This window comes from Loigolactobacillus binensis, from assembly GCF_005405165.1.
In the GTDB taxonomy this organism is placed as follows: domain Bacteria; phylum Bacillota; class Bacilli; order Lactobacillales; family Lactobacillaceae; genus Loigolactobacillus; species Loigolactobacillus binensis.
Window position 1 is genome coordinate 52,836 of sequence record NZ_BJDN01000013.1, and the last position, 24,121, is coordinate 76,956.

Consider the following 24,121-nt stretch of genomic DNA (forward strand, 5'->3'; position numbering starts at 1 on the left):
AGTTGGGAGGATTTACTGAATGATGATCGATAAGACGGGAGAACACAATATCGAACCAAGCATCAAAGCTTATAAAACTGCGCGCTTAGATCGGATTGCGCTTGACCATAGATACGCCTATTACAGTATTCAGCGATTGTTCGATATTGTCGCTAGTAGTATTGCTTTGATCCTATTGGCTATCCCATTCTTAATCGTCGCAATTCTGATCAAACGCGACGATCCCCAAGGTCCAGTATTTTATTCGCAAATCCGTTTGGGTAAGCATCAACGGCCATTTAAAATGTATAAATTTCGTTCAATGGTTGTAGACGCTGATAAGAAATTGGCGGACTTGTTGAAGTATAACGAAGTTGATGGCGCGATGTTTAAAATGAAAGCAGATCCGCGGGTAACACGGATCGGCCGTTTCATTCGTAAATACAGCATTGATGAGTTACCCCAGTTGATTAACGTTCTCAAAGGTGACATGTCGCTAGTTGGACCACGACCACCATTGGAACGTGAGGTGGCAAACTATAACGAATACGCCAAACAGCGATTATACGTTAAGCCTGGTTGTACAGGTTTATGGCAGATCAGTGGTCGTAACAGTGTAGGCTTTGACGAAATGGTTGAATTGGATTTACAGTACATAGAAAAAAGTAGCTTCTGGTTTGACCTGAAGATTATGTTCTTAACTGTGAAGATTATGATATGGCCAAATAGCGCGTATTAAGCGCTATTTTAGTATTAAGGTTGGCGTTTGTGTGAGTGTTGAAATAGGGGAGTAAATTCAGTGGAAAAACATGTATTCATCGTGGGATCAAAAGGGATTCCAGCCAATTATGGTGGTTATGAAACCTTTTTGGAATATTTAACTCAGGGGCAGCAGGACACAGCAATTAAATATCATGTTGCTTGTAAAGTGACCAATAAAACAGCAGCCAAACAGAAGCATTTTATGCATAATCACGCTGATTGTTTTAATGTTTATGTACCGAATATCGGTCCAGCACAGGCGATCTATTATGATGTTGCCGCGCTGAACCAGGCGATTCGCTATGCACGACGTCATCGAATCAAAAAGCCAATTTTTTACATCTTGGCTTGCCGGATTGGACCCTTTATGCGGGATATTACACGGCGCGTGCATGCAATTGGCGGCGTTGTCTACGTTAATCCCGATGGTCATGAATGGATGCGGGCTAAATGGAGTAAGCCAGTAAGACAGTACTGGAAATATTCCGAAGGCTTGATGGTAAAACATGCGGATCTATTGATCTGTGACAGCAAGAATATTGAAAAATATATTCAAACGACCTACGCGCAGTATCGACCGAAAACAATCTTTATTGCGTATGGCGCTGATGTACAGCGGTCAACTTTAGCCGACGATGATGCTAAAATTACTGATTGGTTCCATAAATTCAATATTCGCGCTAACGAGTATTATTTGATTGTTGGTCGCTTTGTCCCAGAAAATAATTATGAAACCATGATTCGGGAATTTATGACTTCAAAATCACAAAAAGACTTGGTGATCATTACTAATGTCGAACATAATCAGTTCTATGAGGCGTTAAAAGCTAAGACCCACTTTGAACAGGATCAGCGCATCAAGTTCGTTGGTACGGTTTACGATCAGAACTTGTTAAGCAAGATTCGTGAACTGGCATATGGTTATCTACACGGTCATTCGGTAGGGGGGACTAACCCCTCGTTACTTGAAGCTTTAGCTAGTACTAAGTTGAATCTGTTGTTCGATGTTGGCTTTAATCGTGAAGTTGGTGAGGACAGCGCACTTTACTGGAGCAAGCAATCTGGAGCTTTGGCTAAATTGATCGAACAGTCTGACGCTTTATCGGCAGATGAAATCGAACGGTTTGATCAAGCGTCAACACAGCGGATTACAGATGCTTATAGTTGGTCGTTTATTGTTAGTGAGTATGAGAAAGAGTTTAGGTTGGTAAAATAATGACGAGTGATATTAGAAAATTACAGCTAATTGATACTGATATTTTAAAAGATGTCGTTGAGATTTTAGATCGACATCATTTGAATTATTATATGATTGGTGGCACTTTACTAGGGGCAATTCGGCATAAGGGCTTTATTCCTTGGGATGATGATATGGATATCGCTATGCCTAGACATGATTATGAATTATTTCTATCACAGTTTGCGCGTGAGTTACCGACTAACTTGATCGTTGATAATTTTAAAACTAATAAGAAGTATAAGTATTATATTACTCGAATAGAAAATACTGATTACAAGGTGAGAGAAGTTCGTAATCATAATATTGAGGAATCCTTTGCACATGTATCAATCGATATTTTTCCAATCGACGGTACGCCGAATAATGAATTTTTACGTAAGTTCTATTATTTTCAAGTGCTGTCTTATCGAGCATTAATCTCTTTGGTACAGAAAGATAACATAGATCAAGCACGCAAACGCGGTGCTTTAGAAAAATTGACGATTTTTCTTGGCACACATTTACCATTGCAACGCCTTTTTTCAGCTAATAAACTACAATATAAAATTGATAGATTGCTGAGAAAACAAAAGCAAAATAGTCAATTTGCTGGAACGATTATGGGAGCTTATCGAGTTAAAGAAATCGTGCCGCGTAAGTATTTCGGTGAGGGTAGGCTTTATGAATTTGAAGGTCATATATTTAAAGGTCCGTCTGATTATGATGCGTACTTAAAACATATGTATGGTGATTATATGAAATTACCTTCTAAAGAACAACGTGAGAGCAAAAAACATTTTGAGATAATATAAGTAAGTTTAATAATATTGAGAGGTTATTAAGTGAATATACGTAGAAAAAAGGTTATTAACACTATATATTCTTATTTTCGTGCTGGGAAGCTACCGTTAATGTTAGGGTTACTTCCCTTTTCGCTTGGGAAGGATAGAGTAGGACTTGAAATTTTCCGAGAAAGATTGAATTTGGGAATTCAGAGAACGTTAAAGCGTAAATTTTTTAAAAGAGAAATTTCTGACAATTTTAATTCTGCAACGCTTAAAATTGTCCCAAATAATATGATTTGGTTCATGTGGTTACAAGGAATTGAGAACGCTCCTGATTTTTGCAAGGCTAATTTTAATTATTTAAAGCGAAAATTTCCTAACTTGGTAAATTTAATAACTGAAGAAAATATCTTTGATTATATCGATATTCCCGAGTATATCAAACTTAAATGGAAGAATGGGAAGATATCAAATACTCACTTTTCCGATATTGTACGTGTACAATTGTTATGTACTTATGGAGGAACTTGGATTGATTCAACCGTAATTGTAAAAAAAGATTTTATTCTTAATTTACCGGAGTTTCAGATTCCGCAAACATACGGACCAGGAAGAAGTGGCCATTCAATTCCTGTTTCAAATTGGTTTATTCATGCGGAAAATAACAATGAATTTCTGTTGCGTGTTAGGGATATGCTTTTTAAATATTGGGAAGAGAATGATAGAGCAATTGATTATTTTATTTTTCATCATTTTATGATCATAGTTTCACACGAAATGTCTGATTATTTGGATAGTGTGCCGCCACTTGATAATACATTACCACATTTTCTAATGTTAAAAATGCGGCATAGTAGTTTGCATAAGTCTGAATTAGCCAGTTACTTAGATAAATTTGAAATGATGAAATTCACTAATAAATTTGAAAACTCTCGTGAAGCAATTAATTATGAAAAATTAACACAATTATTAACAACGTTAAATTAAATGATAAGTAGAGGACAATAATACAATATGAAAGATAGCAGAATATTAGAAGCGAGGTTGAACAGAATTCTCTGGATTTGGAAGTATTAATAGTTGATGATGGATCAACTGATAATACAAATAAAATTGCGATTAGCTATCAGGAAAAGTATAGTAATATTCGTGTTGTAACACAGCAGAATCAGGGTGTTTCGCAAGCAAGAAATATTGGCATAAAAGAAGCTTGCGGTGAATATTTATTTTATATTGCTTTTGCTATAAAGTGTTAGGTCAGAAAGGCTGATTTATAATTACTGTGGAGTTATTTACATAGACTTGTGATTTTTTTGAGGTGGATTATATGATTATTGATCTATCAGGATTACCTGCTAGTGGAAAAAGCTTTTTTTCAAAGCAATTTAGTAATGCTTCTAGAAAAAAAGATAATAAGAAATTTATTAATTTTATTGAGTGGGACCGTACAACTTTGTTAGGTCGTGCTTGTCATACGCTAGCATATCCAATTATTCGACACACCAATAAGTATAAAAGATTATCAAGTATAATGGCCAATTATGTAACAAATAATCCTCAATATAATGAATCACATACGGTTGATTTTTTTGTAACTAGGATTATTTTTTTAAAGTTAGTTTATTCAATAGCGGAGTACACACATATTAATTTGCTGGTTAATGAAGGAATTTCACAGTCTTTAATTATATTTGCTATTGAATTTGAATTACAGGAAAATGAGTTTATTGGTTTAGTAAGTAAAGTTTTGAGATTCAATAAAGTTAAATATGCAGTGTATCAAATTTCACTTAGTAATTGTATGATTTCATTTGTTCATCGGAACCGTCATGCTACCCAGATTGATGAATTACGCGATGATGATCTGTATGAATTTTTACTAAAATTTGAGATATATTTGAATGTTTATTTGAATACATTTAAGTTTATTCCGCTAGATCGAGAAAATGAATTTGAAAATAATTTCAAATTATTAAGAAAGGAGAGATAAAATGATTTGTTTTGTTATTTTACATTATATGGCAATTGAACAAACCGTTGAAACTGTAAATAAAATATTAGAGTTAGATGGTGATAAACGAGTAATTATTGTAGATAATGCTTCGCCAAATAATTCATTTAAAAAACTGAAGCATGTATATGGTGATAATAAAATGATTGACCTTATACATAACGATGTAAACTTAGGATTTGCAAAAGGAAATAATATTGGCTATAAATTCGCAAAAATTCATTATAATCCAGAGTTTATTGTTGTTATGAATAGCGATATTTTAATTAAGCAGAATGACTTTATTGCTCGAGTTAAAAAAAGTTATTATGATCATGCTTTCCATATTATGGGTCCTGATATTATTACTTTTAAAGGTGGTTTTCATCAAAATCCCATGAAGGAAAAAGATTATTCGTTAGGAACTTTAAAAAAGGCAAGACGTGCTTTGATTATTAAAAATCATTTAAAATCTGTGTATTGGATTAAATGGCGTATTATCAATCGACATCCACAGAAGCGAAAACAAAGTGTTAATACAAAAAAAGTCACTCAGATAGTAAAGAATAAGCCACTTCATGGTTCATTTTATGTTTTTTCGTCTGATTTCATTAATGATAATGATTCTTGTTTTTATCCAAAAACATTTATGTATATGGAGGCACAAATTCTTTATTATCTAGCAATGAAGAATAATTATACAATGATATATGATCCTACTATTGAGGTTGTACATATTGATGATGTTTCTACCGATATGACATTTTCTAATCGTTATAAAAAAGCTATTTTTTCTAATAGAGCTTTGCTACAATCAACAACTGTTTTTATTGAGTTATTAAAAGGATGATTTTAATGAATAGAGTAAGGGAAAAAAATAGAAGCTTTTTTATTTCTGTTTTAGTTTGCATAGCTGTATTAATTCTTTTTTTTCAAAATTCATTACAAACGATATTTGCACCATTTAATTATTTTGATGAATTTATTTCTATTTTATTTCTTACACTATATTTTATACGGTTAGTTTATTGTAAAGTAATATCAAAGAGCGATTTATTGTTCCTTGTGCTTTCGATTATTTGTATAATAATCGGCTTTATTGGAAATTATATTTCAAATGGGCAGTCTAGTTTCTTTTATATTATTAGCGATATTGTAAGCACATTCCGTTTTCTTTGGCTTTATATTGGTTTAAAAAGTAGGTATTCTTATTCATTTAATAGAATTTTAATGTATAAAAAAATTTTTTTATTTTTAGGATTTATTTTCAAAATATATGTTGTTTTCGTATTTACATTTGGTGTAATAAATCTTTTTTCCAATATACATATGTCTTATGAAATAAGATATGGTCTACGATCATATGCTTTTATATTTGGAACACCAGGACTTGTAATTAATCAAATGACTTACGTACTAATTTTTTTGACTGCCTATAAAGAATTTTTAGGAAAAAACGTTAATACATATATTTTTATGACACTTGCGACTATAATTTTTACTCTTAGATCAAGAGGTTTTATTTTAGTTGTTGTGTATTTTGGCCTATATTGGGCAACAGTATGGACTACTAATAATCATATTAAATTGAAATCTATTTTTGGCGGAATTGTATTAGTAATACTTGGCTATTCACAATTTAAATATTATTTCTTAGCTGATGATTTTACGCCCAGAAGAAGGTTTGTAAACGGAGCAATTCAGTTAATTCATACATATATTCCATTTGGATCCGGTTTTGCAACTTTCGGATCATCTTCTGCTGCCCAACATTATTCACAAACTTACTATGATATGGGATTTTCTATTTTACGGGGAATGGGACCAGTAGACCAGTTATATCTTAATGATAATTACTTCCCAATGATTTTTGGTCAACTTGGTTTAATTGGAGCAGTTGTATTCATCTACTTGCTTTATTATTTTGCAAAAGATTTTTTAAAAACCTTTTTTATTAATTGCAGTTCAACATCTAGAGTAATTTCGGGATTTATTCTTAGTGATATTTTTTTAAGTAGCATACAATCGTCGTATTTAGCACACTATTCGGTTGTTGCACTTATTTTCATTGGTATGTTTTGTTTAAATGCTTTAAAAGTAAATGGAGTAAATAAAAGCATATAAAATGAGTCCTACATTTATTATTGAATCATTCAATAATAAATATTTATCTTAATATAAGAAGGCGATTAATTGAAACTCAAAGAGTTAATTAAAAATTTTTCATATACAATTTTTTCAAACTTTATTTCATTAGCTATATCTGCATTAGTAGTTTTAATTATTCCAAAATTTATTGGGGTAAAAGCATATGGATATTGGCAGTTATATATTTTTTATACTACTTATGTCGGTGTATTACATTTTGGTTGGCTAGATGGTATTTATTTACGCTTTGGTGGTGCTCGTTATACTGAATTGGATAAAAAATTATTCTTTTCTCAGTTTATTGAAATTATGCTTATGCAATTAATTATTGCAGGTTTAATTATTGGTTATTCTTTTTTTGTAGGTGATGGTAATAGATCCTATATTCTTATAATGACTGCTTTTGCAACTGTCTTGATTAACCTTCGCCAGTTTTGTCTTTATATTTTACAGGATACAGGAAGAATTCAAGAATACGCGGTTATGAGTATAATCGGCCGAATATTTTATTTTGTACTTGTAATTCTATTGCTTGTATTAAGAGTTCGTAATTTTAAATACTTCATTTTTGCAGACATTATGGGTCGAACTTTATCCATGTGTTATGCGTTTTATACTTGTAAAGAGATTATTTTTCAAAGTATTTCTAATTTTTATTGGAGTTTAAATGAAGCATGGATTAACTTTTCAGTTGGGGTTAAGCTATTAATCGCTAATTTTGCAGGTTCATTGATTATTGGCATCGTAAGATATGGTATTCAAGCTTTTTGGGGTGTTAAGATTTTTGGGAAAATTTCACTTACTCTTAATATTTCTAATTTATTAATGACATTTATTAGTGCCATTAGTTTGGTTTTATACCCTGTACTCAGAAGAATGAATAAGGAAAGATTAAAAAGCGTCTACCTGGGTATTAGAGAATTATTGATTTGTATTTTATTTGTTGGGTTGCTTGTTTATTATCCAATTAGTTTATTATTGCCTATGTGGTTACCCAAGTATAAAGATAGTCTAGTGTATATGTCGTTATTATTTCCAATGTGTATTTATAGTGGGAAGTTTTCATTACTTGTTAGTACTTTTATGAAGACGTTTAGATTTGAACGTGATTTGTTAAAAGTAAATTTAGTTTCTGTTGCATGTAGTTTTGTAGTGACACTGCTTAATGTTTTTTTGCTTAAAAACCTACCTATCTTAATGTTTTCAATTATATTTATTTTGTGGATACAAAGTAGTCTTGGTGAATATGTTCTTAGTCGTAAATTGCAACTAAGAACTGCACATAAAATTTGGTCGGAAACAGTAGTAGTTTTAGTTTTCATGATTTCTAATTGGTTCTTCGGTTTTCAGATTGGTCTTACTATATATTTATTGGTATTATGTGCATACTTATTAATTAATAGAAATAATTTGAAACGTGGTATCAGCTATCTGAAAATAACATAGCAGTTTGTGTTTGATATGTTGAGCAATCATTTTTAATGAGGAAATAATTAATTGAGGTCTTTAATGATGAGTAAGAAGGAGAATAATTTAATGAAACGTGTAATTACGTATGGGACATTTGATTTATTACACTGGGGGCATGTTCGTTTATTAGAGCGTGCTAAATCGTTGGGAGATTATTTAATTGTTGCAACTTCGACAGATGAATTTAATGCTCTGAAACATAAAGAAGCTTATCATAGTTTTGAGCATCGTAAATATATCTTGGAAGCTATCCGTTATGTGGACAAAGTGATTCCTGAATATTCTTGGAATCAAAAAATTGAAGATATAAAAAAATATAATATTGATACATTTGTTATGGGCGATGATTGGAAAGGTCAATTCGATTTTTTAAAGGACTATTGTGAAGTGATTTATTTACCGCGTACTAGTGGTATTTCTACATCTAAAATCAAACATGATTTGATGTAAACTAAATATTTATTATCTATTTTCAATGTGTTTTGCTAACTAAAGTGAGGAGGAACATTCAAATGAAAGGTATCATTCTTGCCGGCGGTTCGGGAACCCGTCTGTATCCCGTCACTCGGGCGATTTCGAAACAATTGATCCCGGTTTACGATAAACCAATGATCTATTATCCGCTGTCCAGCTTAATGTTAGCGGGAATCCAAGACATTTGCATCATTTCCACGCCTAAGGACACGCCGCGGTTTGAAGAATTATTTCAGGACGGGCATGAATTAGGGTTGAATATTTCGTACAAGGTCCAAGAAAAGCCCAACGGATTGGCGGAAGCTTTTCTGTTAGCGGAAGATTTTATTGCCGGTGATTCGGTTTGTTTGATCCTCGGCGATAATATTTTCTATGGCGGTGGCTTGTCCAAAATGTTACAGGAAGCGGCGGCTAAAACCGTCGGCGCCACCGTCTTTGGTTATCATGTCAATGATCCAGAACGTTTTGGGGTGGTGGATTTTGATGAAAACCATCACGCCATTTCGATCGTCGAAAAGCCAGAACACCCAACCAGTAACTACGCGGTCACTGGCTTGTATTTCTACGATAATCAAGTAGTGGATATTGCTAAAAAGATCAAACCATCGCCACGGGGCGAGTTAGAGATCACTGACGTCAATCAAGAATATTTGCGTCGGGGCCAGCTGGATGTGCAATTAATGGGTCGTGGCTTTGCTTGGTTAGATACCGGCACCCACGCGTCATTGCAACAGGCATCTAGCTTCATCGAAACCATTCAAACGCGTGAGAATTTGGAAGTGGCGTGCTTGGAAGAAATCGCATTTCATATGGGTTACATTTCAGCGGCGCAATTGGTTCAGTTGGCGCAGCCGTTGAAGAAGACGGATTACGGTCAATATATGTTACGGTTAGCGAAAGAAGGAAAATAGTTTTATGGGTAAATTAATTGTTAAAACAACCAAGTTACAGGATGTCAAGTTGATCACGCCGGCAGTTTTCGGCGATCAGCGTGGGTTTTTCACAGAAACTTATTCAGATCGGGATTTTAAGGCAGCGGGCATTGATTTTAATTTTATTCAGGATAATCAGTCATTATCTAGTCAAGCTGGTGTGTTGCGCGGGTTACATTTTCAGCGGGGACAAGCAGCGCAAACTAAGTTGATTCGGGTGGTTACCGGTGCTGTTTTGGATGTAATTGTCGATGTGCGGGCCGGGTCACCAACGTACAAGCAATGGGAAGGCTATTTGCTGACTGCCAGCAATCACCGTCAATTATTAGTTCCTCGTGGTTTTGCGCACGGTTTCTTGACGTTAACCGACAACGTGAATTTTCTTTATAAGTGTGATAATTACTATGATGCTGCGGCTGACGGCGGGATCTCGTTTAAGACACCAGAATTGAACATTGATTGGCCAATTGATTTCGATAAGGCGATCACATCAGAAAAGGATGCGGCACAACCAACCTTTACTGAGTTCGAGCAGAATAATCCCTTTGTTTACGGTGAAATCTAAGGAGTTTAACATGACATTCAAAAATATTATTGTTACTGGCGGTGCCGGTTTCATTGGCAGTAACTTCGTTCACTATGTAGTCAAGCATCATCCTGAGGTTCATGTCACAGTACTAGATAAGCTTACTTATGCTGGTAACAAAGCTAATTTGGCTGGTTTACCTGCGGAACGGGTTAAACTGATCGTTGGTGATATTTGTGATCAGACACTGGTTGAGCGTTTGGTGGCAGATGCGGATGCCGTTGTTCATTATGCGGCTGAAAGTCACAACGATAATTCATTGATCGATCCAACACCATTTATTCAAACGAATATCGTGGGCACATCGGTGTTGATCAATGCATGCCGTAAATTCGATGTGCGCTACCACCACATTTCTACTGATGAAGTGTACGGTGATCTACCGTTACGTGAGGATTTACCGGGACATGGCGAGGGCAAAGGCGAAAAATTCACGCCAGAATCACCTTATCGACCAAGTAGTCCTTATTCGTCGTCGAAAGCTAGCTCGGACTTGTTGGTTCGTGCCTGGGTGCGTTCATTTGGCTTGCGCGCAACGATCTCGAATTGCTCTAACAACTATGGTCCTTACCAACATATCGAAAAGTTTATCCCGCGGCAAATCACTAATATCTTAAGCGGGATTCAACCGAAATTATACGGTACCGGTAAAAACGTCCGCGATTGGATCCACACCAACGATCATTCGCGTGCGGTGTGGCAGATTTTGACCAAGGGTAAGATCGGTGAAACTTACTTGATCGGTGCTGACGGTGAGCAGAACAACAAGGATGTTTTGGAATTGATCCTGAAGCTGATGGGCAAGTCTTCCTCGGATTATGAGCAGGTAAAGGACCGGCCTGGTCACGATCTGCGTTACGCGATCGATGCGACTAAGTTGCGGACTGAATTAGGTTGGCAGCCTGAGTTTACTGACTTTGAAACTGGGCTGCAGCATACGATCGATTGGTATACGACGCATGAAGACTGGTGGCGAGCGGAGAAGGCTGCGGTTGAGGCGAAATATGCTCAGAATGGCCAATAAGTGACGATTCTGATTAGCGTTCTCTACAGCGAGTACTGGTGGGGAATTGTTCTTGACGCGAGAAGTATTAGCGTTCCTTTGGTGCGATAACTAAAGCAATCAATTATACATTAAAATAGGGTTGGGCAAATGAGACACAGTTAGTTGTGAGACCGTTTGCCCTGCTTTTTCATACATATGAATCAATATAATAGTGAGGAGATTCAATTATGCGAATTTTAATTACCGGCGCTAACGGCCAATATTTTAAAAGTATTTCTCGTCGGGATATTAGCCAGTAGTTTTATCGAGGTAGGGCAATATGTGTTGGATCATTCGATTTGGTTGAATCGAAGTGTTGATACTAATGATGTTATTTCTAACGTACTCGGTGTTTTGATTGGGTACATTGTTTTAAAGGCTGTTGGACTAGTGTTTCCTAAGTTGGTCAATGGTTTAAGTATTTTAATCAAGTAAATTAACTTATATTTTTGAGGAGTAAAACCATGCAAGTACGTAAAGCAATTATTCCGGCAGCGGGATTGGGAACTCGTTTTTTGCCGGCGACTAAGGCGATGGCTAAGGAAATGTTGCCGATCGTGGACAAACCCACAATTCAGTTTATTGTTGAAGAAGCTGAGAAATCAGGGATCGAAGATATTCTGATCATTACTGGTAAAGGCAAGCGGCCAATCGAAGACCATTTTGATTCGGCACCTGAATTGGAACAAAATTTGACTAAAAAGCATAAGGACGCAATGCTGCGTTTAGTGCAGGAAACGACTAACATGAAGGTCAACTTATTCTTTGTGCGGCAGTCGCATCCCAATGGTTTAGGCGATGCGGTGCGGTTGGCGAAGACCTTTGTTGGCAACGAACCTTTTGTCGTTATGCTGGGCGATGATTTAATGGAAGACAAGGTGCCGCTGACCCAGCAGTTGATCAACGATTATGAAACTACACACGCCTCAACATTAGCGGTTAAGCGCGTACCGCACAAGGACGTTTCTGCTTACGGCGTCATCGATCCTGAAGCTGAAGAGAAACTAGGTTTGTTCAACGTCCGTAAGTTTGTTGAAAAGCCAGCTGCAGATAAAGCACCAAGTGATCTAGCTATTATTGGCCGTTATTTGCTGACGCCAGAGATCTTCGATATTTTGGATAACCAAAAGCCGGGTGCTGGCGGTGAGATCCAACTGACTGATGCGATCGATACGCTGAATCGTACGCAGCGCGTTTTTGCTCGTGAATTTAAAGGCGAACGCTATGATGTTGGGAATAAGTTCGGCTATGTGACGACGAATATCGAGTTCGGGCTGCGTCATCCTGAGGTTAAGGATCAATTGAAGCCTTACTTGATGGAATTGGCTAAACGGTTGGAATTGGAGAAGAAGCAGGAAAAGAATAAGTAGTGCGGTTTCCCCATTAGCGATTGCTAGTGGGGATTTTTTTGCCGTCAGGATCGCTAGCATCACTTCAATAGCATGCAGTATAATTATATTCGAACAATTATCAAAAAAAGTTAAATTTATTTTGTAAATTACCTATACATTGTGTATTGATGACGGCATTCCCATTTACCCCCTTCGGCATAAAATTTTACCCCATTAAGCGAAGAAATTGACCAAGTTCTGCAAAAGAGATTGACCAGCCCTAAGGTACCTCTTGTATAATGTGATAGCGCATACATTGCGTAATTATATTATACAGGAGGTTTTTTATGTCCATTCAGTATCGTAAGATTCTTGAGCTCCATGCTCAAAAGGTCGTACAACGGAATATCGCTGCAGCTACAGGTAATTCTCGCCCCAAAATTGCAGAGATCATCAAACGGGCAAAAGAAGAAGTGTTAGTACCACCGTTCACTGATGAAATGGATGACGAATGGTTCGAAGCGCTACTTTTCCCGCATAAAAAGCGTGAGTCTAAAGGCAGACAATTGCCAGATTTTGAACATATCCATACGGAACTAGCTAAGTCTAATGTGACGTTGTCACTACTACACTATGAATATGAGGCAATGTGCCGTCAAAATAATGTTATTCCCTACGCTTACCGCACATTTTGTCAGTATTATCACGAATATGCACAAAAGTATAAAGCGACTATGCGCATAAAGCGTAAGCCGGGAGAAACTATGGAAGTAGATTGGGCAGGTACAACATTGTCTCTAACTGATTCAGATACAGGAGAAATTGTTAAAGCTTATTTATTTGTCGCCACACTACCGTGTAGCCAATATGGCTACTGTGAGGCTCGCTTGTCAATGAAACAAGAAGATTGGTTAGTTAGTCATATTCACGCTTATAAGTACTTTGGTGGGGTTACGGAAATCCTTGTCCCAGATAATTTAAAAACTGGTGTTACCAGGCACCGATCTGGAGAAGCTGTGCTTAATTCGACTTACCGCGAATTGGCAAGTCACTATAACACGATTATATTGCCGGCACGTGTCCGAACACCTAAAGATAAAGCCAACGTCGAGGGTAGTGTAAAGATCCTTTCAACTTGGATTATCGCTGCGCTACGTAACGAAAAGTTTTTCACATTAATAGAATTAAATCAGGCTGTTAGGGAAAAATTAGATGAGTTTAATTTGCGACCATTCACCAAGAAATATAAAAAAGGTAACCGTAAAGACGCTTTTATTAGCGAAGAGCAGTTCGCATTACAGCCTCTACCACGGGTACCTTATAAAATGGCAACCTGGAAAACTGCCACTGTACAATTAGATTACCACACTAATGTGGAGAATATGTTTTATTCTGTTCCTTACGAATATATCCAGAATAAAGTTGATATTAAAGTTACGAAAGATCTCGTTGAGATCTTTTACCAAGATAGTCGTATTGCCTCACACAAACGACTTTATGGCAAGCTTGGTCAATTCTCGACTAATCATGATCATCTACCAGAGAACCACCAGTTGTATCTTGATTACACCCCAAAAGAAGCAATTAAGTGGGCCGAAAGTATTGGTGAAGCAACAACGGAAGTCGTTCGTTATTTGCTTAAATCGGCAAAAGTGGAAAAGCAAGCACTGAAAGCAACCCTTCGTTTAAAGAATTTTGGCCGTAAGTACTCCAGTGAAGCGATTGAGCAGGCTTACCAAGATATTATAAAAATTGCCTCAGCACCAACGGTGCCAGTAATCGAGCGTTTATTACGCAGTAACCAACAACAGGAGCAACCTCACAATGCAAGTGCACAAAACACTTATGGCTTCACGCGTGGCGCAGCCTATTTTGGAATCGAAGGGGAAAAAGATAATGACATCAGATGAAACTAAGCGTAAATTACGAGAAATGCGACTCAACGCTATGGTTGAGATTTTAGAAGTTCAGGAACAGCAACCAGAATACCAACAAATGGATTTTGAAGATAAGTTTGAATTAATTGTCGATGGTGCTTATGCCAGACAGCAATCTAATAAGCTTAGTCGGCTATTACACAGCGCTGATTTTCCGAGTATAGAGCCTGCGTTAGCCGAAATAGATTATTTGCCAGATCGCAAATTGGATCGTAAGCTAATCCAAAAACTAGCAACAGGGAACTACATTCGTGAGCATCATAATATTATTTTGATGGGCGCATCTGGTAATGGTAAAACTTGGCTCGCTAATGCCTTAGGCATAGAAGCATGTCGCCAATTTTATAAGGTGAAGTATGTTCGGCTGCCAGAACTTTTAGACGACTTAGCTGTAGCTAAGCATGAAGCTAATGGAAACTTTCATAAAATATTAGCTCGCTATAAAAAAGTCGATGTTTTAATCATTGACGAATGGTTGTTAACAGAGTTGTCTTTAGAGCAGTCTACCTATGTTTTAGAGCTAGTAGAAAGTCGATTACATCAATCATCAACCATTTATTGTTCACAGTTTGCGCCAGATGGATGGCATAATAAACTAGGTAATCCACAAATAGCCGATGCAATCCTTGATCGCATTATCCATGATGCCTATCCGATTTTAATTCAAGGCGATAAATCAATGCGTGAACGCTATGGATTACGAGGTGACTCTGTATGATTCCAGAAGATGTGCGTAATCGGATCGCTAGTTACTACTTTCTTAACTCGATAGAGGAAAGCTTTGAAAATAAATTGATTGATCGGATCGGTTAACGATGGCCATGCTTCAAAGCGACGAACAGATCAGTGAGAATGAGCTCGTTGATATTGGTATTAAATTGATCAAAGAATACCTAGAGCAATAACAATGTTTGAACCCACTTTAGTGGGTTCTTTTAGTCGTATGGTCAATTTTCTTCGCATAAGTTGGTCAATTCTTTCGCCGAGTGTGGTCAATTTTTACGCTCACTTGGTTAATTCACGATGCCGCCTTCATCCTATCAATGAAATTTACCTTACCACCGATCTATTAGCATCAATTCTGATCTGTAGGGCCTTTATTGCCATAGTAGATTGTGATTGAGAATCGGGATGATCCATTTTGATTTGAACAATATCTGGTTTATTCAATAAAAATCACCTCACCAATTATTTGCTGAGGCAATCACAACTTGGATTAAATTATTTTTGAAGTCGGTTAGTTATTTATTGCAAGGGTGGTAAATAATCATGCTACTAGGAGTCATGCTTATTATTTATAAACTCGATATTCAGTTGTGGCCTGTTCTCCCGCAAACTAAAGAACCGCTGCCAATATTTAATCGCTAGTTCCTCATCACCGCCCAAACTACTAGCAATTGCGTTTTCAACAATATTGCAGTATACGTCAGCGATTGACTCATATTCTACTAGTGTAGCTTTTTTAGGATACTTAAAGAGTTTATGATCAAGCTGGTCGATTACATCAGTTTGAAGATTAACGGTTAAATAATTCAGAAAACCGTAAATAGCAATTTGAGTGTCCTCAGCGGGTTCTGCCTGATCTAAGTAGTCAAATATCATATTAAGTACATGCTGTTGGCTAAACTGGGGCATCTTGTTATTTAGCCAAGTAAGCATGGTGTAAATAAAGATGTCAAAATCGAAGTCCACTTCTTTTCTATATTCTGCAATCAGTGGGTCATATTTAGAATCGATTTTCCAAGTTAGATTGTTATCGTTAAAGATAAATTTTGGTACGTAGTTATCAAACCAAGTATCTGAGTTCATTAGTTATAATCCCCAATAATCGAAGTAAGCGCTTTATTGAATTGTAACATAGAAGAAAGCATCATCATAGGCCACATAATGCAATCTAATAGGCCATGGTTTGCGAAGAAATAGGCCCCATAGTGCGAAAGACTAAAACAATCTAGCTGATGACGGTCAAGCAGCCGTACCTTCTGCCAAGTTTTCGTCCGGCAGTGCCAGCAAATCGTCCAACAAAGACAGACGATCGGCCAACATTAGTATAGTCGTCTTGATCTTTTAACATCTATCACCCAATCGCCTGTATACTTTTTAGCCTGTTTTACATGCTCATCTTGAGCGCGTATCCGTTCTAGCGCTGATAATAGCTCAAATTGGTCGTGTTATGTAGTGGTGGTTTTATTGCTATCAAGGTGATATGCGACCTTACTTTAATTAAATATCAAAAAGCTAAATTTATTTTGTGAATTGCCTACATATTGTGTATTATTATTAAAGTAACTTTACGTTTAGAAATGAGTATTTCACTGCTAATAAAGTGACTATATTGAGTATGGGGATTAGTGATATGGAGACGGTAAAATTTTATTTTTGGGTCGATCAGAAAGATGATTATTGTGCGCAGCTGACAGAAGTTAAGCGGCTTTATTTTAAAACCAAGATCGACCAGCCAACGCTAGCAGAACAGTATCCGGTTAATTTAGTAGATAGTAAGATAACGATGCATCTTTATACCCACATTTTGATGCTAGCGCAGCAATTTCATAATCAGATATATACTTTTTTGCAAGATAACTTGAAGCGGCAGCAATTACCTAGCCAGAATTTAAATTATCGAACCGTCGTGCGACTTTTTAGCATGTTGCTATCCGCTGAAGTGGCTAAAACAATGAATGTTGCGGAGATGCAGCAGCTTTATTACTTGGCTGAAACTATTAAGTCAGGCAATGAGCGTGCTGTCCAAAAATTGCAGCAATTACGACCCGATTTTTTTCGTAGTCAAGCTGACCCATTGGACTTTTCTGGTAATAGTCTCAGTAGTCATCTGGATGTCTTCACATCGGTCTATACAAATCAGGCCGCGTTATTAATTAACGAGCTAGATCTGCTTAATTTTGAACGTTCTGCGCAGACTTTTTGGCAGCAGATACCGGAAACACTGGCGATTGAACAGGAGTCTTTGTTGGCATTGCTGGGGTGAGGGAGAATCTGATGGTCAAGGATCAGCGTTGATTATTATGATGCCGATCATAAGTAGACAGGATAGTCGTTGGCCTGATAATTTGTGAGTGCTGATCAAGTAGTCATGGATGTTAGTTCGGCAATGATCGAATTATTACGGCAACGTGCGATCGATAGTATTACGAATTATTAAATTGAAATGAAATAACGCCAAACAGCCACACTTTTGATTGAGTGTGGCTGTTTGGCGTATTCGGTGTTTATTCAGCGTCGGCTACTGGTTCTACAGCCTCTGCTTCACCGCCAAAAATTGGTGTTACTGTCCGTTCAATATACTGCGCCTTGATCGGCGTTGCGTACGGATTAACAGCTTCCAACTCAAACATCTTCAAATCGGCGATGGTTTGCATCGCTGTTTTGACCGTGGTTTCGTCCAAGGTCTGGGAAGCGTAATTCAGGCGCATGTGTTTCGTTTTGCCGATTTCGTTCTTGAACTCCATATCAAGTTGTTTCATGGGAATGCTCCTCTCTGTGGTGGATTGGGTGTAGTAGTAGATAATTCAGTGGTGCGGTATTTCCGCAATTTAGCGTCGGGGCGTACGCTTGGCGGCGAAAATGAGGGTGGTGCGCGTTACTCAAGGGTGGTGGAAACATGCTAAATGGTGCAGGTTTCTGCGACTAGCTACGTTGTGTGAACGAGTCACTACGTGTCTCTTATCACCCAACTGCCATGTTTCTTGCGGCACGAATTTTGCCACAAGAATAGTCAACGCCCGTAACATCAAAGATTATTAGCGGTTTTTGCTAATAATCAACTACTTTTGTGGAGTAGTAGGCTGGTGCGCAAATCCTGAGCGCCTAATTTATCACTCTAGCCGAAACGTGGTTGAAAAAGCAGCTTATTCCGTATAGCTACGCTGTTCGAACGAGCTACTTGCGTGTCTCTTATCGTCCAGCTAGGCTATAGGCCATAATCTGAGCGCTTTTTCAACGCATTCTACCCTGCGTAGTCGTGGCGATCGTAAATAACAGTGACGGCAGCGCTGTAGCCTTCGTTGGCTAGTTTAGCGATGGTTTTGCCGAATGTGTCCAGTTGTTCAGGGGTGGTGCCTTCTTTGACGTTGACGAACTTGTGTGTCGCTTCGCCGTCGATGTTGTCGCCGACGGTTTTGATCTGCAAGTCTGTTTTCAAAATAGCCATGGGATGACCTCCTTAAGTTTATGGCTGCGCTACTCTATCGTTGATCAGCAACTTAGTGATAGGCGCCAGTTTTTGAAGGGGGGAAAATCAGCGGCCGCTATTTTACCCTTCACTTATAGATGCCGTATGAGCGTGCCGATTTGTGCCACCTTTTTCTACAGGGTATCTAAAAAGGCGCAGTAATCTGCTTTTTTAGGCGCGTTTAGTCTAGATTGGTTGAGAACATGGTAACTGAAATCAATCGTTACAATAATTGCTGTAACTTTGCCAATAACTTAGTTCGGCGGCGGTAAACGGTGCGGCGACTAATTTTTAATTGTTGGCAGATCTCGGTGATCGAGTCATCTTGCAGGTAAAGTAGGCGGAATAATTGGTTTTCGGTTAGCGGGAGTTCAGTTAGTAGTTGCTGCAAGAGTAGTGCTTGGTATAGACTGTGTTCGGTGTCGCTACTGCGGTCATCGGGCGCGGTGTGGCCGAAGTAGCGTTGGTAACAGTCGTGTTTGCGTAGTAAGTCAATCACGCGTTGGCGCAGTTTGATGTAGAGATAAGTGTGGCGATCAAGGCTGGCGCCATTTTCGGCATAGCGGCAATACGCGTCGACATAAGCCAGGATGCATTCTTGAAAATAGTCGTCAAAATCAGGATTCTGTCGGGTGATGTTGAGTTTTTTTAAGACGCCGAAAATCAGCTTTTTATCGGCGAGTGCAGCGTTAAATGCGGTGTTGATCAATTGATTTGTCATTGGATCACAACCTTTTCTGTAGTGATCCCAGACGTCTAGGACGCTATAAGCATACTGGTCAACCCCCGCAGTACGCAAACGACAAAAAAGGCGAATTTACGAATAAAAATAAAACGCTTTCTTGATGCAAAAGCCTTTGGTGGTGCTAACTTAGCTTTTTTAATGTAAGCTTAATAATATTTTCATTAAAAAATAAGCGCTTTCTCATGCACTGGTTTACCTTTGTCGTTTATGCTATTAATGTAGCTAATTATTATCGTCGATATTTAAAGGGGTTAAAAAATGTTAGTTCGAAAACCCAAGTTTATTAACGACGACGTACCGTATTTTGATTTGGAGCAGATCGAATCGCGGTTAGATCTGGTTGAGTTGAGTGATGAATTTGTGATAAGACCTGATACGGTTTATGTCGCTAGCTTAGCGCATGCGGTTAATATGGAAGGTAAGCGATACTATACGGCTATGATCGGGATCGATGGGCGTTGCATCTTGACCACTTGTAAGTCTAACGATTTGATCAGCGAGTATAGTGAGCGGTCATTAACGAGTCCGCGATTTTGGCATTGGGTAGCACGTAGATTGGGCTGGAAGCCGCTTTATTTTGCGGGGGAGAATTCGTTTGTACCGGAGAGCACACCTAGCTGGGGGCAAACTTCATGGATCGGCAGTCGCTGGTACGATTCGATTTATACTACTAGTAAGGCAACCTTTGTGACTTTTACGCAGCCGCAAACACAACGGCAAGTGATTGTTCGGGTGCATATCTGCAAGCGGAAGTTACTTAAGAAGTTGGCGCAGGTGCGCGCAATGCTGATTTATACGCACCAGTTGACGCAATGGGCGATCGAACAGTGGCTGCCTAGTAGTCATGTTGACTTAGTTGTTCCGGCTAACTTGCCGGAGATACCTGGATTAAGGCTACCACTGTGGTCGGCATGGCAGATTCGGCAGTTTATCTTCGCTAATCACGATGAAGATGTTTGTTATATCGCAACAGATGAGTGTTGCAGTACGATCCATGAGGCGACTGAACGGGCGCAATACGCCTGGTTCCCGCCGCGTGAGTTGATCAAAGCACGCCGGCAGCAGTCATAAAAGTGACTGTTGTGCACGACAGTGTTGGGTGTTGCCAACAACGGTCAAGGGTGTTGCGGGCAACAGGATGCAGTGTTGTCAGCAACACTGACGATAAAATTTAAATCGTTATCGACGGTAATTCTTAGTCAAAAACTTTAAAAAAATAGACCGCGTCAGTTGCGTTAAATCAACGTTTACTGTATGTGGTCTATTTTTTTTACCTAAATTGTGGCACAAAAGCGGTCGTTGATACGGCATCTATAAGTGAAGAAATAAAAAGAGGTGCTGGGTTTGCGAACGTTATTTAGACTACCGGATGATTTTTTACATTTACCGGAATTAACTAAATTAGAAAAATTAGCTAATCGTAGTCAGTGTCACACTGGCTATATGCTGTGGATCAAGGCGTTATTCGTGGCTGGCGCGTTGCGGCAGAATGGATTGCTATACACTGATCCAGACAAACCGTTGACGTTGACTGAATTAGCGCGCTGGGTCAAAATCGAGCGCGGTTCATACGTTGCGCCGGTGGTGGCTTTGTTGGCACAGTGCGATCTAATGCGACCGGCTAGTAACGGTCACTACCAGATCTGTCATTGGGAGCGCTATGCACCTGATGCTGGGGCCAACTATACTGGACTGATCAAGTTTGATTTACCTGACCAGAAAAGTCAAGCGCGCTCGATAAATCAGCAAGCGGCCTTAACTGGTGTCACGCCACTGACTTTGCAAAAATATACCCCGGAGCAACGCACTAAGTTAGCGGCATCTAGCGGCAAAATCCTAGCCTACTTGCGGCAACAGTCTGGCAAACAATTTAGTAACGACGCGGCAACACAGATTTTGCTAGCGCAATTATTTGAGCAGAAAGTGACGATCAAACAGATCAAGCAGGTGATCGATTGGAAGTGCAAGGATTGGTATGGTACCGACTATTGGAAGTTTTTGCGACCACAGACTTTGTTTGGACCGAAGTTTAACCAGTATTTATTGGAGGCACCGCCAGCACCACATGTACAATCGGCGGCGCCGCTGACCAAGCAGCGTTATTTAGCGAATTTATTCAATCTTTGTTGTGGTGATGTGACGCAAGTGGTCGCCCGGGCGGCAGAAGAGTCTGTCAGCACAACGATAGCGGAAGTGGAGGAGATCGGGCATGCCATTGGACACTAAGGTAGTACATTATTTATTGCATCATCCGGAAATGATGCAGACGGTGAGCATCGACGCTGAATGGTTTGGCGTCAAAAGTTGTCGTGAATTTATTCAGTTTATGGTGGCGGAGCCGGGACCGTACCGCAACTGGGTCGAGATCCAGCGGCGCTTCAACGCTGCCTATCCGTTGGCCTTTGCGGCTGATGAGTGGCAAACTTTTGAGCGGCCATTTGATGACGAAGCGATTTTTCAGGATAGCTTGCAGGCGCTGCATTTCTGGTATGAGCAAGGCAAGCTGCAAGTAGCGGCCCAAGCCTACTTTGCTTTGCCTAGCGCGGATAATTTAGCCGAGTTACAGGTACAAAGTGCGCAGCTAGCAGCGCTGAATCAGCCGAAGTTGCCGACACGGAGTATGTCGGAGCACGGCGCGGAGCTGTTGCAAGCCTTGGCTCAACCGCAAGCTAACGGCATCAAAACCTTTTCTAATGTGGATGCGGTGTTCAATGGCGGTCTGCGCGGTGGTGTGCTCTGGACGATCGGCGCCCGCCCTGGCATTGGTAAGTCAGCCTTCGCGGTTAATCTAATTCAGCGCGCGCTAAGCCATGATGCGGCCTTGACGGTAGATCTATTTTCCCTGGAAATGACGGCGACTGACAATTATCAGCGGACGGTGGCTTATTCTACTGGGGTCGCAGTGGGCAAGTTCGCCAATCCGTTCCAGTTGTCGGCGGCGGAAAAACAGCAGGTGCAGGCAGCGGTGGGTCAGTTAGATCAGCAGCGATTGCAATTGCACGATAAACTGTTGGTGCTACCGCAGATCGTCAAGGTGATCCGGGACCATGCGTTGCACGCACCGGCGGGTCAGTATGTGGCGGTGATCGATTATTTGCAAATAATCAGTTTGGATCGGGTGGCGGCGCGGCATGATCGGCGGCAGGAGATCGAGATTATTACCCGCGAGCTGAAATTGTTGACCAACGAGTTGGATATTCCGATCATTTTGTTCTCGCAATTGAATCGGGAGTTGGAAAAACGCGTCGATCGTACGCCGCAATTAGCTGATTTACGCGAGTCGGGCAGTATTGAGCAGGATTCCAATGTGGTCAGTTTTCTGTATCCGGCCAGTTTGAGTGAGGAGCGCAAGGCCACGCGCCATCTGAATCTGATTTTTCGTAAAAATCGGTCGGGGCGGCTGGCGGAATTGGCGTTTAGCTTTGTGCCGGGGCAGATGCGCTTCACGCCACAATTAGTGCAGGAACAAGCTGTGGCTGTGGGTGACGGGGGTCATTTGCCGATGCAGACTGATGTGGTGCCAGCAGATGTGCGCAGCTAATGGCGCTATTATAGAGGAGGTGAGAGCTGATGATCGAGACGGTCACCGTTAGTACGGCGAAGATGTATTTGAACAAAATAGTGCGTGAGCTAGACCGCACAGATGGCGTGTTGGTGATTCGCAATATGCGTACCAACGATTGCGTAGTCGTACTCGCGGCGCATAAATGGCACAGTGAGCTAGAAACGTTGCTTGGTGAAGCTTTTGACTGCTAGAGTGTGTTTGCAAAAGCGTCCAGATTTTGAGCACTAGCCTACTACTTCGCAGTAGTGGTGGATTATTAGCAAGGACTGCTAATAATCTTTAATGTTCCGGACGTTGACCATGCAACTAAGGCAAAAATCGCCAAGTTGAAGCATGGCAGCCGGGTAATAAGCAAGTGATGTGCTTGACTGGCGTGGTTAGGCGCAGAAATCGGCTTTTTCGACCACGTTTAAACAAATTAGTAATGAAAAAAGCTGACAGCATTTTTCAAATACTATCTAGTTTTTAGGAAAGGAGTCGCTTTGATGACAGATTTAGGATTACCAGTCGGCCACGAGCTGGCTAAGCATGACTTTTTAGATCGACCATTGTCGGCTGATGCGTCGATCTATGTACTAGGTGAGTTTTTGTACCGTCAAGCTGACGCCGGCGAATTTCTGCAATTTTTACAGTTTTTGTGCCAGAATCAGCGTAGCGCGGCGGGGATGTTGCGGTTAATGGGGGCACGGGCGGTGGAATAGCAATAAATAAGTTATTGGTTTAAAGAAAAAAAGCTGATCGAACATGCCACAAAAAATGGTATGTTCGATCAGTTTTATTTTAGGACTAACAACTATAATCTAGCTCCATCAAAAATGATAAAACTTAAAGAGTGTGACATTAACGTTGACTAGCGTAATGATGGATTGAAGTCAATATTTGAGACAGATTTTAAGAGACATTCAGAACCGCGTTTACCTTCCACAGCTCAAATAAATCATTAATCGCGATTAATAACTTA

Annotated in this window: 27 protein-coding genes; 23 read left to right on the forward strand and 4 right to left on the reverse strand. The window is 39.4% G+C overall.

Translation table 11 applies throughout. From position 1 onward, the window contains the following. The first annotated feature begins 19 nt into the window (after positions 1-19). The 17 genes from FFM78_RS07500 (at position 20) to istB (ending at position 15,376) form a co-directional block, all read left to right on the forward strand. Positions 20-718, forward strand: a complete 699-nt coding sequence (locus FFM78_RS07500) for a sugar transferase (protein WP_171001860.1) — start codon at positions 20-22, stop codon at positions 716-718. A gap of 60 nt (positions 719-778) precedes the next feature. Beyond that, positions 779-1,957 (forward strand): beta 1-4 rhamnosyltransferase Cps2T, encoded by a 1,179-nt coding sequence (gene cps2T, locus FFM78_RS07505; RefSeq protein ID WP_137637831.1) that lies wholly within the window; start codon positions 779-781, stop codon positions 1,955-1,957. After that, a complete protein-coding gene (locus tag FFM78_RS07510; protein WP_137637832.1) occupies positions 1,957-2,772 on the forward strand; it encodes a LicD family protein in 816 nt (271 codons plus the stop codon). Before cps2T ends, FFM78_RS07510 begins: the two co-directional genes overlap by 1 nt. A 30-nt stretch (positions 2,773-2,802) precedes the next feature. After that, positions 2,803-3,732: a capsular polysaccharide synthesis protein gene (locus tag FFM78_RS07515; RefSeq protein ID WP_137637833.1), complete on the forward strand. Its 930-nt coding sequence runs from the start codon at positions 2,803-2,805 to the stop codon at positions 3,730-3,732. Positions 3,733-3,776: 44 nt separating this feature from the next. Further along, positions 3,777-4,001: a glycosyltransferase gene (locus FFM78_RS07520; RefSeq protein WP_137637834.1), complete on the forward strand. Its 225-nt coding sequence runs from the start codon at positions 3,777-3,779 to the stop codon at positions 3,999-4,001. A gap of 71 nt (positions 4,002-4,072) precedes the next feature. Further along, positions 4,073-4,735, forward strand: a complete 663-nt coding sequence (locus FFM78_RS07525) for a hypothetical protein (RefSeq protein WP_137637835.1) — start codon at positions 4,073-4,075, stop codon at positions 4,733-4,735. Position 4,736: 1 nt separating this feature from the next. Further along, positions 4,737-5,585 (forward strand): glycosyltransferase family 2 protein, encoded by an 849-nt coding sequence (locus tag FFM78_RS07530; protein WP_137637836.1) that lies wholly within the window; start codon positions 4,737-4,739, stop codon positions 5,583-5,585. Between the two features lie 5 nt (positions 5,586-5,590). Next, the gene (locus tag FFM78_RS07535; protein ID WP_137637837.1) at positions 5,591-6,859 is read left to right on the forward strand and encodes a hypothetical protein; all 1,269 of its coding nucleotides are present in this window, start codon (positions 5,591-5,593) and stop codon (positions 6,857-6,859) included. 69 nt (positions 6,860-6,928) lie between these two features. Next, complete coding sequence (locus tag FFM78_RS07540; RefSeq protein WP_137637838.1) at positions 6,929-8,329, forward strand: MATE family efflux transporter; 1,401 nt, start codon at positions 6,929-6,931, stop codon at positions 8,327-8,329. A gap of 90 nt (positions 8,330-8,419) precedes the next feature. Continuing rightward, a complete protein-coding gene (tagD, locus tag FFM78_RS07545) occupies positions 8,420-8,803 on the forward strand; it encodes a glycerol-3-phosphate cytidylyltransferase (protein ID WP_137637839.1) in 384 nt (127 codons plus the stop codon). Between the two features lie 62 nt (positions 8,804-8,865). Beyond that, positions 8,866-9,738: a glucose-1-phosphate thymidylyltransferase RfbA gene (gene rfbA / locus FFM78_RS07550; protein ID WP_069700444.1), complete on the forward strand. Its 873-nt coding sequence runs from the start codon at positions 8,866-8,868 to the stop codon at positions 9,736-9,738. A gap of 4 nt (positions 9,739-9,742) precedes the next feature. Beyond that, positions 9,743-10,324, forward strand: a complete 582-nt coding sequence (gene rfbC, locus FFM78_RS07555; protein ID WP_137637840.1) for a dTDP-4-dehydrorhamnose 3,5-epimerase — start codon at positions 9,743-9,745, stop codon at positions 10,322-10,324. A gap of 10 nt (positions 10,325-10,334) precedes the next feature. Next, complete coding sequence (gene rfbB / locus FFM78_RS07560) at positions 10,335-11,369, forward strand: dTDP-glucose 4,6-dehydratase (protein ID WP_137637841.1); 1,035 nt, start codon at positions 10,335-10,337, stop codon at positions 11,367-11,369. A gap of 243 nt (positions 11,370-11,612) precedes the next feature. Beyond that, the gene (locus FFM78_RS07565) at positions 11,613-11,825 is read left to right on the forward strand and encodes a VanZ family protein (protein WP_137637842.1); all 213 of its coding nucleotides are present in this window, start codon (positions 11,613-11,615) and stop codon (positions 11,823-11,825) included. Positions 11,826-11,854: 29 nt separating this feature from the next. Further along, positions 11,855-12,760, forward strand: coding sequence for a UTP--glucose-1-phosphate uridylyltransferase GalU (galU, locus tag FFM78_RS07570; RefSeq protein WP_137637843.1), 906 nt, complete (start codon positions 11,855-11,857; stop codon positions 12,758-12,760). Positions 12,761-13,068: 308 nt separating this feature from the next. Further along, positions 13,069-14,631 (forward strand): IS21 family transposase, encoded by a 1,563-nt coding sequence (istA, locus tag FFM78_RS07575; RefSeq protein WP_137637844.1) that lies wholly within the window; start codon positions 13,069-13,071, stop codon positions 14,629-14,631. Then, entirely contained in the window at positions 14,618-15,376 is a 759-nt protein-coding gene (gene istB, locus FFM78_RS07580; protein WP_003680852.1) for an IS21-like element helper ATPase IstB, read from the forward strand. The genes istA and istB overlap by 14 nt, the downstream gene beginning before the upstream one ends. A gap of 557 nt (positions 15,377-15,933) precedes the next feature. On the opposite strand, the gene FFM78_RS07585 is transcribed toward istB, so the two are convergent. Further along, positions 15,934-16,467 carry a hypothetical protein gene (locus tag FFM78_RS07585; RefSeq protein ID WP_010010402.1) on the reverse strand — a complete coding sequence of 178 codons (534 nt, stop codon included), beginning with the start codon at positions 16,465-16,467 and terminating at the stop codon, positions 15,934-15,936. Positions 16,468-17,014: 547 nt separating this feature from the next. Between FFM78_RS07585 and FFM78_RS07590 the strand changes: the two genes are divergently transcribed. Continuing rightward, on the forward strand, positions 17,015-17,647 hold the full coding sequence (locus tag FFM78_RS07590) for a hypothetical protein (RefSeq protein ID WP_137637845.1): 633 nt from the start codon (positions 17,015-17,017) through the stop codon (positions 17,645-17,647). Positions 17,648-17,888: 241 nt separating this feature from the next. On the opposite strand, the gene FFM78_RS07595 is transcribed toward FFM78_RS07590, so the two are convergent. From FFM78_RS07595 to FFM78_RS07605, 3 genes are all read right to left on the reverse strand, one after another. After that, positions 17,889-18,143: a DUF2922 domain-containing protein gene (locus tag FFM78_RS07595; protein WP_010010400.1), complete on the reverse strand. Its 255-nt coding sequence runs from the start codon at positions 18,141-18,143 to the stop codon at positions 17,889-17,891. Positions 18,144-18,625: 482 nt separating this feature from the next. Beyond that, positions 18,626-18,829, reverse strand: a complete 204-nt coding sequence (locus FFM78_RS07600) for a hypothetical protein (protein WP_010014277.1) — start codon at positions 18,827-18,829, stop codon at positions 18,626-18,628. A 244-nt stretch (positions 18,830-19,073) separates the two neighbouring features. Continuing rightward, the gene (locus tag FFM78_RS07605; protein WP_010010398.1) at positions 19,074-19,571 is read right to left on the reverse strand and encodes a sigma-70 family RNA polymerase sigma factor; all 498 of its coding nucleotides are present in this window, start codon (positions 19,569-19,571) and stop codon (positions 19,074-19,076) included. 282 nt (positions 19,572-19,853) lie between these two features. Between FFM78_RS07605 and FFM78_RS07610 the strand changes: the two genes are divergently transcribed. From FFM78_RS07610 to FFM78_RS07630, 5 genes are all read left to right on the forward strand, one after another. Then, entirely contained in the window at positions 19,854-20,666 is an 813-nt protein-coding gene (locus FFM78_RS07610; protein ID WP_137637846.1) for a hypothetical protein, read from the forward strand. A gap of 264 nt (positions 20,667-20,930) precedes the next feature. Further along, complete coding sequence (locus FFM78_RS07615; protein WP_223877032.1) at positions 20,931-21,821, forward strand: conserved phage C-terminal domain-containing protein; 891 nt, start codon at positions 20,931-20,933, stop codon at positions 21,819-21,821. Next, positions 21,805-23,136, forward strand: coding sequence for a DnaB-like helicase C-terminal domain-containing protein (locus FFM78_RS07620; RefSeq protein ID WP_137637848.1), 1,332 nt, complete (start codon positions 21,805-21,807; stop codon positions 23,134-23,136). Before FFM78_RS07615 ends, FFM78_RS07620 begins: the two co-directional genes overlap by 17 nt. Positions 23,137-23,165: 29 nt before the next feature. Then, a complete protein-coding gene (locus FFM78_RS07625) occupies positions 23,166-23,351 on the forward strand; it encodes a hypothetical protein (protein ID WP_010014270.1) in 186 nt (61 codons plus the stop codon). 294 nt (positions 23,352-23,645) lie between these two features. Then, a complete protein-coding gene (locus tag FFM78_RS07630; RefSeq protein ID WP_137637849.1) occupies positions 23,646-23,861 on the forward strand; it encodes a hypothetical protein in 216 nt (71 codons plus the stop codon). The last annotated feature ends 260 nt before the right edge of the window (positions 23,862-24,121 follow it).